The sequence below is a fragment of the Vibrio sp. 3-2(1) genome (genome assembly GCF_963887575.1).
Classification (GTDB): domain Bacteria; phylum Pseudomonadota; class Gammaproteobacteria; order Enterobacterales; family Vibrionaceae; genus Vibrio; species Vibrio anguillarum.
Genome location: NZ_CAWPGB010000065.1, coordinates 137,233 through 151,611 on the forward strand (window position 1 = coordinate 137,233; position 14,379 = coordinate 151,611).

Here is a 14,379-nt window from a genome sequence, read left to right on the forward strand (position 1 = left end):
CTATGGCCTTTACTTTTTTATCTAGAATCAGCGTAATGAAACGGAAATTCCCTTGCTTTGGATAGGACGAGAGCACATGGCGCTCATGTATTTTATAAGACCGCAGCGATTGTTATCATCAATATTAGCGTTGAGCTCCTTGGTGTGCGGCACCGCGTTTTCAGGCGCAATAGAGGATTTGGATAGTCAACGAGAGCTGTACGATCAAGCTCAGAAGTGGCTTGATGAAGATAAAGTTGATGAAGCTAAAAAAATTAGAAATAAGATCAAAAACTATCCATTGACGCCTTATCTGGATTATCGATCTCTGCTGGTCGATATTGGTAATAAACCGCCATTAGCGGTTCAGGTTTTTATCGATACACATCAAGATTTCCCGTTTTCAAACCGCATTCGAGCACCGTATTTAGATGCGTTGGCGGCGAAAGGAAAATGGGCCACCTTGCTTGATTTTCAAAAAGCGGAGCCGAATGATGAGCCTTATCGCTGTCATTACTACAATGCGTATTACCAAACAGGCCAGCGAGATATTGCGTTCAAAGGCGCACAAAAACTATGGCTCAGTGGCAGTAGCATTTCTGACGCTTGTGATCCACTCTTCACCGCATGGAGTGAGCAAGGCGGGTTAACCGATGACTGGTTGCTTAAACGAATGTTATTGGCGTTTGATGGGCGTAATTTAACGCTAATGAAATACTTACAGAAAAAATTAGTTAAGCCAAAATCACAGGCGACAGCGCAAGCGATGATCGATCTCTACCGCTCGCCAGAAAATGTGCTGACTTTTGCTAAACAATACACCGATGGCACTTTTAATCAGCAGTCGATTCAATTTGCGTTAGAAAAGCTAGCACGCCAAGATGCAAAGCTTGCGCAAAGTGTGTACCAAACTCTTCTCGATCAGAAAATACTGGCGGATGCTTATCAGCGTCCTATTGCAGAATATATAGCCAGAATATTGCTCGATACCGAGGAGCAAGCACTCGCAAACTGGCGAGATAGTGTGATAGCGCAAAGCTCAAACAGTCTTTTGCTCGAGCAGAGGATCCGCAAGGCACTGACCGTTGGTCGTTGGGATGAAGTTAAATTCTGGACAGAGCAGCTCCCCGCTGATGAAAAAGCCAGCTTACGTTGGCAATATTGGCTTGGGCGCGCTGATATTGCGTTGGGTGATGAAGCCAAAGGATTACAACGTTTAAATGCGATGATTGGGCAACGTAATTTCTACAGTGTCGCGGCCGCTAATATGGTGAAACAGTCAGTAAATTATCCCAGTACATCGATTAAGCTTAATCCTAATTTATTGACGCCGTATAAAAAAGCCTTAGTACGGATCCAAGAGCTGATTGAACGAGATAAAATCGCTGCTGCAAAAAGTGAATGGAAATGGTTACTCGATCGTGCAGATACAAAAGAAAAAGAGATGCTAGCGGCCTACGCCGACTCCCAACGTTGGTATAGTTTAACTGTGACAGCCTCTATTTCGGCGCGGATGTGGGACAACATGCAATTGCGTTTTCCATTAGCCCATCAATGGTGGTTTAACTTCTATGGCCAAAAACACGACATTGACCCAATTATGCTGATGTCACTTGCTCGTCAAGAAAGTGGAATGGATGTTGAGGCTCAATCGCCCGTTGGCGCTCGCGGTATCATGCAGATTATGCCGAGCACGGCTAAGTATACGGCTAAAAAATATCAGCTGACCTATAACGATGAGCAAGAGTTATATGAGGTGGGTAAAAATATCGAAATAGGCAGCCATTACTTAAATGGATTATTAGAGCAATACAGCGACAATCGAATTTTTGCATTTGCTGCCTATAACGCTGGGCCAAATCGCGTCAATCAATGGCGAGAGAAAACACAAGGCAAGTTAGATGCTTACGCTTTTATTGAAGCGATCCCTTTTCGGGAAACCCGCGGGTATGTGCAAAATATTTTGATGTTTGAGACTTACTATCGAGATTTGATGGGGATTGAAGGTGAATTTCTCAACCAAGATGAGCTCAATACAAAATATTAATTCCAATACGAAGTGAAAGTTCTACAATAGCGGAACGTATCACTTTGCGAGTACATTCATGCCACACCAACCTGAGTACACTGATTGGCAGCAGCTAATGGAATTGGTTAAATCAGCCACAGAGCAAGAGCAGCACGCAATGCTACTCACCATGATGATGACCCCAGATGAGCGAGATGCGCTCGTAGCGCGTGCGAACATCTTATGTGAGCTACTTAAAGGGGAGTTATCACAGCGGCAGATTAGCCAATTGCTCGGAGTAGGAATTGCGACCATTACGCGTGGCTCAAATGAGCTCAAAAGTAAATCAGAACAAGAAAAGTCGCAATTAGCCGCTCTGCTACTCAAGGTGTCTTAAGGGTTCCTTGAGTTTGCCAACCTTTTATAAATTAGCAGGGAAATGCTCTGGGTTGATAAAAGGGATTAACGCGAGGATCAATGCTTGATGGTAGACCGAGCTGCGAGTGAGTTGGTTATGAGTGAGCAGGCTGATCGCCCCACCTTTCTGTTTGATATTTTGGCAGTCAAACAGTTTATCCATCACATCGCCTAGCTCATTTTCGTGACTTAATAGCTCTAATACTTGAGGTGGTAGCATTAAGCTGGCTGAACGCGATTCTCCTCGATGAGTGGCGGATTCAATCACCATCCACGCAAAAGTCACTGTATTCTCAATGCCCGCTTCTAACCCGACGTAATAATCTGCCGTGGGAGCTTGCTCTTTCGCATTTCGTACTCGGTTAAGTGCGCCTTGATGGGTTTCTTCATCTGTCATCGGTTGATCCGCGACACCACTGGGCACACTCACCCCTTTAAATGAGAAAGTATCCAGCGGAAAGGTACTTTCAAATGCACTTTTGACTGCATTGATTTTGGCCGGGTTAAGAGAGGCAATGATCACATTTTTCATAAACAGCGTTTAACTCTTTTTGTTGTTGATACCATGAAACCAACGCATTTAATGGCATTGGTTTGGCAAAATAATAGCCTTGCATGAAATCACATTGGTAATCAGCAAGCCAATTATGCATCTCTTTACTTTCAATCCCTTCAGCTGTGACTTGCATTGATTGAGAGTGGCAAAGTTCGATCAAAGGCTTAATGATCTTGTGATTGTCAGTGGTGATGAGTGTATCTAAAAAAAGCCGATCGAACTTAATTTTTTGTACTGGATATTGCACCAATTGAGTAATGGAGGTGTAACCAGAACCGAAATCATCAATCGCCAATCCGTAGCCTAAATGCGATAGTTCGTGAAGCAGTGGAAAACCTTTTGAATTGGCAGAAAAAGTTTCTGTAATTTCAAAATCAATCAAATGGGGAGGAACTGCATTCTCCTGCGCATGTTTATGAATGTAATGAGCTAACTGTAAAGAGTTTAATTCTGCTGATGAAAGGTTAATCGATAACTGAACAGGGTGTTCAAACATCGCTTGCAGTGCATGGAACTCCTCGAAAGCTGAACGGACGACCCAGCGATCAATGTTGCCAAATAACCCGGTTTGTTCGGCTATCGGAATAAATTCTTTTGGTGAAATCGTACCGAGCAGGTTGGATTCCCAACGAAGTAAAACTTCAAATCCTGAGACTGTATTGCCAGCACGATTTAAATAAGGTTGGTAGACCAAGCTAAATTCCTGATCAAAATCACCTCGGCGTAATGCTTGCTCAATATTGGCTCTGCGCAGAACACCCTTATTAAGCTCTGGCGAGTAGTAAGCTATTTGGTTCTTCCCAGCATTTTTTGCTTGATACATGGCCGTATCAGCATTAGATAATAATTTTTCTAAGGTATAGCCATCGGTTGGGTAGGTGGCTATGCCGATACTTGCTGTGATTGGGAAGTTCCCGAGTGGTGAATTGTGCTGATTTTGTAGTGGAGCCAGTAACTGGCTTGCAAATTCGCTTGCGGCTTGTTTAAACGTACTAGGGGCAGAGATAAAAATTGAGAACTCATCCCCAGAGAGTCGAGCAGCTAAACTTTTAACTTGATACTTTTCAAAGGAAAAGTTGCGCAATGAGCCGATATGTTGTGCAAAATTGACTAACAATACATCACCAATCTGATGTCCATATTTATCATTGACGTATTTGAAATTATCTAAATCAATATACAAAACCCAGATGTTATCTGTGTGTCTTGCTTTTGCTAGCACTCTTTCTACCGATTGTTGAAAGTGGTGGCGATTGGCAAGTTTTGTTAAGTGGTCGTACTCGGCAAGTGCTTTTGTTTTCTTATATGTGGTATCAAGTTCCTGATACATATCGTAAAAACGAGAGGATAGCCGGCCAATTTCATCGTTACTCTTGAGAGTTTCGATATTGTCACGCTGCTTATTCTCTACTTCTTTCAATTGTTGATCTAATTGGGATATGGGCTTGATTACATGCCGGTATAATAAATACAAAAGCAGCAACACAGTCACTAGAGTCGATATTCCAAACGACAACGCTAACCGTTTTCTAATGGCATAAAGTTTGTCGTTAATTAGATACTGTGCAGGATCAAGCGTGGCATAAAGATCTGATTTTAATTCAACAGTTTGCGTTAATCCTACCTTTTTAATATCCGCTGCGTCAGTGAAAAAAATGGTACTTCGGTTATCAAATTCTATTTTCTTCATCAGTCGATTAAAGGGTTCTAGTACGACGAAAACAACAACAAAGAAAATTTTATCGCGGTTATAGCTAAGCGGTGTCGTAAGTGTTTGAGTATCTAAAACATCATACCGAACTAGAATACCTTCACCGCTGGAATTTGTCGTATAGCCAACATAAGAGGTTTTCTGTGTGCTATCGAAAGTGTCTTGTATGTGGTTGAGAATTTTTGTATCGATTTTAGCGAAGGGGTCACCACTATTTTCGGCATAATAAAGAACATTTTTGCTGCCATCCAAAATCGATAACGCAATAAAATTATTCTCTTGTGATTGGAGAATGTCCAATGTTTGCTGAAAGTTATCAACCAGTTCTAACTCTCGATAAGGGTTGCGCTCATGTGCAACGTAATGACGAATGATATCGCTTTTCGTTAGGGTGTAAGCGTAGCTATTCACCAGGTATTGGGTTTGACGAAAGTGACCCGCGAGTTTTTCCATACTCAGTTGAAGATAGCTTTCTTCTCTTTTCAGCAAAGCATCTTTTTGATTGGAGTAGATAATGTAACTAGATGCCACTGCACTGAGAAGAATAACCGGTGTTATCAGCAACAGAATTCTATTGTTGAGCTTCATGTTGTTCCAAAATACTGTTAATGATTTTTGCTCTCAAACTAATATCGGCAGGGAGCAATTCGCTATCAATAATGCCTTGTTCTAACAAAGCTGGGTTTGGAAATAATGATGCATCATTTCGGTAATTATCTGTCATTAAATTTAGGGCACTTAAGTTTGGTGTCGCAGCTTTAATATCTTTTGCATTTATTGCGGCAACTTCTGGGCTCAATAAGTGGTTTATAAACTCTTTTGCATGCTCTTTATTTTTTGAATTGCTGTTGATGGCTAAACAATCCACCCAAATATAGGGTCGGCCTTGCGGGGTGACAAAATCCCAATCATTGCTGCCAAAATACTTATTCAATGAAAATTGGTCACCGCTGTATGCGAGTGCCATATCTAAGCTATCACTGTCAGGATGGCTTCGGACGTAACTCAATATATATTCATAGGTTAAGATATTGTGATTCACGGATAGCATCTTTTGATAAGCCTGTTTCAGTGCATTATCGTTATTTGTAATTGGCGATTGTTGTTGGGCATACAATGCTGGCAACAGGGTTTCAACGGTATCGTGAAGCATCCCCACATGGCCTTGGAGTGCTGGTGGCATGTCGATGAGATCAGCCCAGTTTTTGGGTTTGGCTGGAAATTTACTTTTTTTGTAGACGATGCCTACGGTTCCCCAAAAGTAGGGAACGGCGTGGCTACCGCAAGCTTGATTCCATTTCGTATCATTATGCTTTCTATTGGGCAGAGTACTCAGATCTTCAAAGGTGTTGAGCTGAGAGTAGATAAGAGCGGATACGTTATCTAACACTACAATATCAAAAGGCAGCTGGACACTTTTGACCATCAATAGACTGCGTTCATCGTCATTATCAAAATGATATAGATTAATATCGATGCCGCTACTTTGCCGCCATTGATCAACGATTTGCGGTGATATAGTGTCTTCCCACAAATAAATATTGAGCTCTGAGCTTCGAATGTGCGCTGAAATGCCTAGCAGAAATAGCATTAAAGCCAAAGGATGGATTTTCATCATGATATAAGTAGATGAACCTTATTTATTGGAAAAGGGCATCGTTCACAATGAAAGTGTCAAAGATATCTTATGACGTGCGGAATATATTCCGTGAATTCAAAGTAGGCTGACAGCCCAAAACATAGTGATTAATTATGTGTGAAATGATTGGGCATTATATGAACTATGTTGATGTCTGTCAGCTGACTTCTGTCAAATATTTGACTTAAATGTGATTATTGAAGTTTTACTTGGGTCGGTTTAACATTTTCGCTTGGGTAGCAACCTAATACTTTTAAATGCTTAGTGATTTTTGTTAGCTCATTCAATGCTTGCTGCATTTCAATGGAATCAAGATGTGATTCAAGATCAACATAGAACATTTCTTCCCAAGGATTACCCATAATAGGTCTCGATTCCAATTTGGTCATATTGATGCCGTAGCGTTGCAGCACTAACAAGCTTTCAACAAGTGAACCAGCTTGTTGTGATGTCGACATGATTAATGTCGTCTTCGCTGGAATTTGAGTAGAGACTTCTACGGGTTTTCGCGCAACAACAATAAAGCGAGTCTGGTTTTCTGTTTGATTGGCGATATTAGATTTGATCGATTGTAAGCCGTACAGTTTACCGCTGGAGGCATTGCCAATTGCGGCAACATCGTTGCGATTAAGCTGCTGTACTTTTTGCATCGCATCAGCGGTGCTCGCACAGGTTTCAAGTGTAATGCCTTTTAGGCGGCTTAAAAATTCGCTGCACTGCTGGTGGGGCTGTGGGTGTGAATAAAGGATTTTAAGCTCTTCCAAACGTAATTCAGAGGTGGCGACCAAGCAGTGCTCAATCGGTAAAGTGAGCTCACCGACAATGTACAAGGTAGTATGTTGCAGCAAATCATACACTTCGTTAATTGAACCTGAACTGGTATTTTCAATCGGCAATACCCCATAGTCGGCATGACCCGATTCAACTGTTTTAGTGACTTCTTTAAACTGATCGCAATTAAGTTCGATCAGTTCTGTATTTTTACGACTGAAGTACTCACGTGTTGCGAGATGGGAGTAAGATCCTTTGGCTCCTAAAAAAGCAACCCTTGCCAGCGGTTTACGGCTCAGTTGCGGATTGGCTAGATTCTGCAAGTATGCTTGCTGTAGCAAGACGGAGTCTTCAATGATGGTATGAAATAGTTTAGTAATGTACTGAGCATCTAAATTGTATTTTTCTTTACCAGTATTAATCAATTTGACTAAAAGTTGCTGTTCACGTATTGCATCTCTCACTGGTTTTGCGGTTTCCACCTTGCTTTTAGCGACTTCAATGCTGAACTTTCGACGTTCTGCCAGTAGGTTTAGCAGTTGATCATCAAGCTCGTTCAGTCGCAAGCGGATCTCTTCAAGTGAATAGTGCTTTTCAGTCATAAAAATGTCCTTGTAAAAAAGCCTCCCAGTGGGAGGCTTCCTGTTCGTTTTTGACTTATCTTCTGTCAACGACCATGCCTCCAAGGTTATTGGAGAAAAAAGAAGTCAAAAAAGAACAGTGAGGTTAAGTGCATAAGAAGGTGATTTCTCTTTGAATGTAAAGACACAATAAGCAAGCAACCGTAGAGCGTCAAGCAAAAAAATAGCGCTTGAAAGCGCTATTTTTCATCATATTAAACTTTATTCAACTTCTTCTTCTACTTCCGGTTTGTCGGTACGACGAGCTTCCGGTTTATGGCGCAGTTTGTTGAGTTGGCGTTCTAATTTTTGTTCTACCTCATTGATAGCTGCGTAAAGATCTTCATGGGTTGCAGAAGCGACTAATTGTCCTTTGGGTACCGTGATAATAGCTTCGAATCTTTTTTGTTTATTGGGCTCTTCACTAAAGCTAGCTTGGCATCCTATGATATCCACTTGCCATTTTTCTAGTTTTTTAAATTTGCTCTCAATGTGAGTGCGGATTGCAGAGGTGATGTCGATATTTTTACCAGTGATAGTTACTTTCATAGATGTTTTCCTCTGTTGCATCCCTCATGGGTTAACTTCAGATTACTGATTTAACACCAAATTAATGTGATATAGATCACTTTATTGGATGTGATTTCAAAGGGCGAGTTTAAACGTGATCTCACGCAAAGAGTGCTGACAAAGAGTAAAGAAAAAGCTTGTGATTCCTATCAATCTGGATAGATTGGTTAAAGGATCAAGCTAAGAATTTCCCATTTTTAGGGTGTTTTTGCGGCCTAAAAAGAGCGCTGCTTATTTCTTATTCAAGTGTTTTTTGTGATTTTTATTCTAACGATGTTTTGAACACCTCCCTTTTTATTTCAGTTTTCCCTGCACCACTCATTTTCCAGCCGTCTTTTGCTGGCGTGTTATTATTCCCATCGACTCCAAATAAAAAAACCACTCAAAGCGTGAGTGGTTTTCATGGCGTACCTAAGCTTATTGCAAACTATTGTGGATTGAGTGCAATTAACTTTTGAGTTCTGGCAATGGCATCGTTCAGTTTGAGCTGTTTATACGCTTCCAACTGAATGTGTAATGATTTGCGAGCCGCTTCCGTGTCTGGATACGTTTTTTGTAGCTCCTGAGCACGGTTGATGGCCGCAATCCAAGATTCACGGCGTAAGTAAAAATCAGCTGTGGCAAGGTCATATTCAGCCAGCCTATTTTTTAACGCGAATAAGCGTTTATGAGCATCTTCTGCATAAGGGCTTGTTGGGTAGCGTTGCAGCAGTTTCTTAAAATCAGCAAACGCAGCTTTTACCGGTTCTGGATCACGATCCGCGCGATCGACATTAAATAGGTCATGCATGAAGTTGCGATCTTGTGCCATATGCGTCAAACCACGCATGTAGAGTACCCAATCCATTTTTTCATGGGTTGGATTCAAACGGGTAAAGCGTTCAATGGTCGCTAAACCTAACGCAAGATCATCGTTTTTGTAGTAAGCGTAAATAAGGTCAAGTTGAACTTGTTCTGAATACGCGCCGAAGGGATAACGTGAATCTAACGCCTCAAGTTTTTGAATGGCCGTTAACCAGTTACCACTTTGCAGTGAGGTTTGTGCTTCTGAGTATAATTCAGAAGGCGGCACATCAGGGACAATCTCTTCGCTGCTTGAACAGCCAAATAACAGTGATAATGCGAGTAAGCCTGATAAAGTGTGGTGTTTCATGACAGGAGTCGTTTCCTTGAATTAATGCTTCTTAATTGAGTGCGTAATCGCTTTACAAATCGTTTCGTTACTTTCTTAGCAGTAACAGATACAATGACGCCATATTTTATCCATACTAGACGCTATTAGTCTCACGGTTTTTAAAAAAGTTCGATATGGCTCAGCAGATTGAATTAACAAATACAGTAAAAGATAGCCAGTTAGGTCAACGTTTAGACCAAGCTGTCGCTGAATTATTCGCAGATTTCTCTCGTTCACGTCTAAAAGAGTGGCTTTTAGAAGGCAAAGTTCAGGTCAATGGTGAGGTGATCACTAAACCAAGAACGAAAGTCATGGGGGGAGAAATCATTACGGTCCAAGCCGAGCTTGAAGATGAAGAGCGTTGGGAAGCGCAAGATATACCTTTAAATATCGTGTATGAAGATGACGATATTATGGTCATCAACAAACCACGAGATTTTGTCGTTCATCCAGGCGCGGGTACTCCAGATGGCACAGTGTTAAATGCACTGTTGTTCCACTATCCAGCTATTGCAGAAGTACCTCGTGCGGGGATTGTGCATCGTTTGGATAAAGATACGACTGGTTTAATGGTGGTCGCTAAAACGGTTCCTGCACAAACACACTTAGTTCGAGCGTTGCAAAAGCATAAGATTACGCGTGAATATGAAGCGATTGTGATCGGTACTATGACTGCTGGTGGGATGATCGATAAGCCGATTGGCCGCCACTCAACAAAACGTACATTGATGGCGGTAAGCCCGATGGGTAAACCAGCGGTAACTCACTATCGTGTGGCCGAGCATTTCCGTGAACATACTCGCCTTCGGTTGCGTTTAGAAACGGGCCGTACTCACCAAATTCGTGTGCATATGTCATATTTACAGCATCCTTTGCTTGGGGATACCGCCTATGGTGGCCGCGCTAGGATTCCGAAAGGGGCAACGCAAGAGCTGACCGATATGATCCGTGGTTTTGATCGTCAGGCTTTGCATGCCGTTATGCTTCGACTTGAGCATCCTGTGACTGGTGAAATGCTAGAATTTCATGCGCCAGTACCTGACGATATGATCATTATGGCGGAAGCTTTACGCGTAGATACTAAGTTGAATAAAAAAGACGAGTTCTAATGCAGAAGATCATCCCTAACTGGAATGCACCTAAACATGTAAAAGCTTTCTCCTCGACTAGAGTCGGTGGCTTTTCGTTAGCTCCTTATCAAGGGCTGAATTTAGGCATGCATGTTGGGGATGATCCTTTATCCGTTGAAAAAAATCGCCAATGGCTAACGCAGCAAGCGGCGATGCCCTCTAAACCTATTTGGCTTAAACAAACGCATTCAACACAAGTGCTAGAGGTTACTCAACCTACTCAGCAGATTCTGAGTGCCGATGGTGTTTTTACCCATCAGCATAATGTGGTTTGTTCTGTAATGACCGCTGATTGCTTACCTGTTCTACTCACTAATCACCAAGGCAGCGAAGTGGCTGCAGTTCATGCTGGTTGGCGCGGTTTAGCTAATGGGATACTCGAAAATGCGCTCGCCAAATTTTCTAGTGATATCCTAGCTTGGCTCGGTCCTGCTATCGGTCCTACGGCATTTGAAGTCGGTGATGATGTATACCATGCCTTTGTTGATCAAAATACCAAAGCAAAGGTCGCATTTTCTCTTCAAGAGAATGGAAAATGGCTAGCAAATATTGCACAGTTAGCCACGTTAAGGTTGCATCAATGCGGTGTTTCAGAAATATCAGATAGCGGCCTTTGTACCTTCCATAATCCTCATCAGTTTTATTCCTATCGACGCGACGGAATCACAGGTCGCCAAGCTTCATTTATTTGGATCGAAGAGTAACTTACGCAAGATCAATCTTCCCTAACTTGCCCCTTGAAAAAGCACTAGTGCGTAGCCATCTTTAGCTACGTAAGATTAGTTTCTCAATTAAGGTGAGGAAAGTTGGTATGCGTCTTGATCGATTTACAAGCAAATTTCAAATTGCCATTTCTGATGCTCAATCATTGGCATTAGGCCGTGATCATCAATATATCGAGCCTGTTCATTTGATGGTGGCATTGCTCGATCAAAATGGCAGTCCAATTCGTCCACTTCTTACTATGTTAAGTGTGGACGTTATGCAATTGCGCTCGAAGCTCAGTGAGATATTAGACCGTTTGCCAAAAGTTAGCGGTATCGGTGGTGATGTTCAGCTTTCTAGCGCAATGGGTACTATGTTCAATTTGTGCGATAAACTCGCGCAAAAACGGCAAGATTCCTACATTTCTTCGGAAGTATTTTTGCTAGCCGCACTAGAAGATAAGGGCGCGCTTGGTCAATTACTCAAAGAAATAGGGCTTACCGAGAAAAAAGTTTCTGAAGCAATAGAAAAAGTGCGTGGAGGTCAGAAAGTGAATGATCCAAATGCAGAAGAGCTAAGACAAGCGCTTGAGAAATTCACAATAGATCTAACTGAACGAGCGGAACAAGGCAAACTTGATCCTGTCATCGGGCGTGATGATGAAATTCGTCGCACCATTCAAGTATTGCAACGCCGGACCAAAAACAACCCCGTGATTATTGGTGAGCCCGGTGTAGGTAAAACGGCGATTGTGGAAGGGTTAGCGCAGCGCATTATTAATAATGAAGTACCAGAAGGTCTACGTGGTCGTCGAGTATTGTCATTAGACATGGGGTCTTTGGTTGCAGGGGCTAAGTATCGTGGTGAATTTGAAGAACGCTTAAAGTCGGTGCTTAACGAGCTAGCGAAAGAAGAGGGTAATGTCATCCTCTTTATTGATGAGTTGCACACTATGGTCGGTGCAGGTCGAGGCGAAGGCGCAATGGATGCGGGGAATATGCTTAAGCCCGCTCTGGCTCGAGGAGATCTACACTGCGTCGGTGCGACCACTTTAGACGAATATCGTCAATATATAGAGAAAGATCCGGCACTTGAGCGACGTTTCCAAAAGGTACTGGTTGATGAACCTAGCGTAGAAGACACAGTAGCTATTTTGCGTGGTTTGAAAGAGCGCTATGAGCTCCATCACCATGTGGAGATCACCGATCCCGCTATTGTTGCTGCTGCGAGTCTATCGCACCGTTATATTTCTGATCGCCAGTTGCCCGATAAAGCGATTGACTTGATCGATGAAGCCGCTTCAAGTATTCGAATGCAAATAGATTCAAAGCCAGAATCTTTAGATAAGCTTGAGCGCAAAATTATTCAGCTGAAAATTGAGCAACAAGCGCTAACGAATGAACACGATGAAGCGAGTGAAAAACGCTTACAGGTGTTAAACGAAGAGTTAAAAGTGAAAGAGCGCGAGTTTGCCGAGTTGGAAGAAGTTTGGAATGCGGAAAAAGCAGCTCTTTCGGGTACTCAGCATATTAAGTCCGAATTAGAGCAAGCGCGTATGGATATGGATTTCGCACGTAGAGCGGGTGACTTGAACCGTATGTCAGAACTTCAATATGGCCGAATTCCTGAACTTGAAAAGCAGCTCGACCTTGCAACTCAAGCTGAAATGCAAGAGATGACTTTACTGCGCAACAAAGTAACTGATGTAGAAATTGCGGAAGTGCTTTCAAAGCAAACTGGTATTCCAGTTTCTAAAATGCTGGAAGCTGAGAAAGAAAAACTGCTGCAAATGGAGGATGCGCTGCATCAACGAGTTATCGGACAAGTTGAAGCCGTCGAAGTGGTATCAAATGCGATTCGCCGTAGCCGAGCTGGGTTATCTGATCCAAATAGACCGATTGGTTCCTTCTTATTCTTAGGGCCAACTGGTGTGGGTAAAACTGAATTGTGTAAAACACTCGCAAACTTTATGTTTGATAGTGAAGATGCCATGGTGCGAATCGACATGTCTGAGTTTATGGAAAAACACTCAGTAGCGCGATTAGTCGGCGCGCCTCCAGGTTATGTGGGCTACGAAGAGGGTGGCTACTTGACCGAGGCTATTCGTCGTAAACCGTACTCGGTTATCTTGTTGGATGAAGTTGAGAAAGCACACCCTGATGTCTTTAATATCCTGCTACAGGTATTAGATGATGGGCGCTTAACTGATGGACAAGGACGCACAGTTGATTTTCGTAATACAGTGGTAATTATGACCTCAAACTTAGGGTCTTCACAAATTCAAGAAAAATTCGCAAGCTTGGATTATGAAGGCATTAAAAAAGAGGTAATGGAGATTGTAGGTAAACATTTTAGACCAGAGTTCTTAAACCGAGTGGATGAAAGTGTAGTATTCCATCCGTTGGCGCAAGAACAAATTAAATCGATCGCTTCTATTCAATTAGCCCGTCTTGGTAAACGAATGGAAGAGAAAGGTTATCAGCTTGAGGTATCTGAAAAAGCGTTAGAGCTGATTTCTCAAGTTGGGTTTGATCCTGTTTACGGAGCAAGACCATTGAAACGCGCTATTCAACAAAGCGTTGAAAATCCATTAGCGAAAGAAATCTTGGCAGGAAGAATCCTACCGGATAAAAAAGTTAAGCTAGTTGTTAGCAATGACCAAATTATTGCTCATCAAGACTAAACATTTACATTCAAAAGGGCCAGAAATGGCCCTTTTTGTTTGAAAATTGCTCTCATTGGTTCTTTTGTGAGCTGTTGGTTCGTTTTTATGAGAAAGTTTCATTTTAAGACTTGTGTCCTTCTCTAAACTACCTATAATGCGCCTCGTTGTCAGGGCAGTGCTACTTACTTCTGCTGATAACAGATGGACACTTGTTTAAAAGAAATAATCGATAAAGTGTTTGACACTTAAGGTTATATCGCTAGAATGTTCGTCCGCTTTGAATGCTTTTAGATAAGCATCCAAGCAAGCTCTTTAACAATATAAACCTATCAATCTGTGTGGGCACTCGTTGATGATAATCAAAAAAGATTTATCAATGAACTGAGTGACCAATCAGAATCAAGTTTACTTGATTTTGGCACAGTCAATTCATT

11 protein-coding genes and 1 other annotated feature are annotated in these 14,379 nt (G+C 42.1%); of the genes, 5 read left to right on the forward strand and 6 right to left on the reverse strand.

Annotation, left to right across the window (positions count from 1 at the left end; translation table 11 throughout):
- The first annotated feature begins 76 nt into the window (after window positions 1-76).
- Both AACQ79_RS17820 and trpR read left to right on the forward strand, forming a co-directional pair.
- Window positions 77-2,026, forward strand: a complete 1,950-nt coding sequence (locus AACQ79_RS17820; RefSeq protein ID WP_170899475.1) for a transglycosylase SLT domain-containing protein — start codon at window positions 77-79, stop codon at window positions 2,024-2,026.
- A 58-nt stretch (window positions 2,027-2,084) separates the two neighbouring features.
- Window positions 2,085-2,384 (forward strand): trp operon repressor, encoded by a 300-nt coding sequence (gene trpR, locus AACQ79_RS17825; RefSeq protein WP_013857539.1) that lies wholly within the window; start codon window positions 2,085-2,087, stop codon window positions 2,382-2,384.
- Window positions 2,385-2,408: 24 nt separating this feature from the next.
- Here the strand turns inward: trpR and yjjX are convergent, their stop codons facing one another.
- From yjjX to bamD, 6 genes are all read right to left on the reverse strand, one after another.
- Complete coding sequence (gene yjjX / locus AACQ79_RS17830) at window positions 2,409-2,936, reverse strand: inosine/xanthosine triphosphatase (protein WP_170899476.1); 528 nt, start codon at window positions 2,934-2,936, stop codon at window positions 2,409-2,411.
- Window positions 2,908-5,259, reverse strand: coding sequence for a putative bifunctional diguanylate cyclase/phosphodiesterase (locus tag AACQ79_RS17835; RefSeq protein ID WP_170899477.1), 2,352 nt, complete (start codon window positions 5,257-5,259; stop codon window positions 2,908-2,910). The genes yjjX and AACQ79_RS17835 overlap by 29 nt, the downstream gene beginning before the upstream one ends.
- Window positions 5,243-6,289: a polyamine ABC transporter substrate-binding protein gene (locus AACQ79_RS17840; RefSeq protein ID WP_170899478.1), complete on the reverse strand. Its 1,047-nt coding sequence runs from the start codon at window positions 6,287-6,289 to the stop codon at window positions 5,243-5,245. Before AACQ79_RS17840 ends, AACQ79_RS17835 begins: the two co-directional genes overlap by 17 nt.
- Window positions 6,290-6,504: 215 nt before the next feature.
- Window positions 6,505-7,683 (reverse strand): prephenate dehydratase, encoded by a 1,179-nt coding sequence (gene pheA / locus AACQ79_RS17845; RefSeq protein ID WP_170899479.1) that lies wholly within the window; start codon window positions 7,681-7,683, stop codon window positions 6,505-6,507.
- A gap of 12 nt (window positions 7,684-7,695) precedes the next feature.
- Window positions 7,696-7,814 (reverse strand) — a sequence feature (Phe leader region).
- 109 nt (window positions 7,815-7,923) lie between these two features.
- Window positions 7,924-8,250: a ribosome hibernation-promoting factor, HPF/YfiA family gene (gene hpf / locus AACQ79_RS17850; protein WP_026027341.1), complete on the reverse strand. Its 327-nt coding sequence runs from the start codon at window positions 8,248-8,250 to the stop codon at window positions 7,924-7,926.
- Between the two features lie 448 nt (window positions 8,251-8,698).
- Window positions 8,699-9,424: an outer membrane protein assembly factor BamD gene (gene bamD, locus AACQ79_RS17855; RefSeq protein ID WP_013857531.1), complete on the reverse strand. Its 726-nt coding sequence runs from the start codon at window positions 9,422-9,424 to the stop codon at window positions 8,699-8,701.
- A 155-nt stretch (window positions 9,425-9,579) separates the two neighbouring features.
- On the opposite strand from bamD, the gene rluD reads away from it, so the two are divergent.
- From rluD to clpB, 3 genes are all read left to right on the forward strand, one after another.
- The gene (gene rluD, locus AACQ79_RS17860; RefSeq protein ID WP_170899480.1) at window positions 9,580-10,554 is read left to right on the forward strand and encodes a 23S rRNA pseudouridine(1911/1915/1917) synthase RluD; all 975 of its coding nucleotides are present in this window, start codon (window positions 9,580-9,582) and stop codon (window positions 10,552-10,554) included.
- The gene (gene pgeF / locus AACQ79_RS17865; RefSeq protein ID WP_170899481.1) at window positions 10,554-11,279 is read left to right on the forward strand and encodes a peptidoglycan editing factor PgeF; all 726 of its coding nucleotides are present in this window, start codon (window positions 10,554-10,556) and stop codon (window positions 11,277-11,279) included. The genes rluD and pgeF overlap by 1 nt, the downstream gene beginning before the upstream one ends.
- A 107-nt stretch (window positions 11,280-11,386) precedes the next feature.
- Window positions 11,387-13,963 carry an ATP-dependent chaperone ClpB gene (clpB, locus tag AACQ79_RS17870; RefSeq protein WP_026027339.1) on the forward strand — a complete coding sequence of 859 codons (2,577 nt, stop codon included), beginning with the start codon at window positions 11,387-11,389 and terminating at the stop codon, window positions 13,961-13,963.
- Window positions 13,964-14,379: the final 416 nt, after the last annotated feature.

Excerpts from the sequence above, each read along its gene's own strand:
- AACQ79_RS17820 (WP_170899475.1), top strand. The coding sequence starts at position 77 with ATGGCGCTCATGTATTTTATAAGACCGCAGCGATTGTTATCATCAATA.
- trpR (WP_013857539.1), top strand. The coding sequence starts at position 2,085 with ATGCCACACCAACCTGAGTACACTGATTGGCAGCAGCTAATGGAATTG.
- yjjX (WP_170899476.1), bottom strand. The coding sequence starts at position 2,936 with ATGAAAAATGTGATCATTGCCTCTCTTAACCCGGCCAAAATCAATGCA.
- AACQ79_RS17835 (WP_170899477.1), bottom strand. The coding sequence starts at position 5,259 with ATGAAGCTCAACAATAGAATTCTGTTGCTGATAACACCGGTTATTCTT.
- AACQ79_RS17840 (WP_170899478.1), bottom strand. The coding sequence starts at position 6,289 with ATGATGAAAATCCATCCTTTGGCTTTAATGCTATTTCTGCTAGGCATT.
- pheA (WP_170899479.1), bottom strand. The coding sequence starts at position 7,683 with ATGACTGAAAAGCACTATTCACTTGAAGAGATCCGCTTGCGACTGAAC.
- hpf (WP_026027341.1), bottom strand. The coding sequence starts at position 8,250 with ATGAAAGTAACTATCACTGGTAAAAATATCGACATCACCTCTGCAATC.
- bamD (WP_013857531.1), bottom strand. The coding sequence starts at position 9,424 with ATGAAACACCACACTTTATCAGGCTTACTCGCATTATCACTGTTATTT.
- rluD (WP_170899480.1), top strand. The coding sequence starts at position 9,580 with ATGGCTCAGCAGATTGAATTAACAAATACAGTAAAAGATAGCCAGTTA.
- pgeF (WP_170899481.1), top strand. The coding sequence starts at position 10,554 with ATGCAGAAGATCATCCCTAACTGGAATGCACCTAAACATGTAAAAGCT.
- clpB (WP_026027339.1), top strand. The coding sequence starts at position 11,387 with ATGCGTCTTGATCGATTTACAAGCAAATTTCAAATTGCCATTTCTGAT.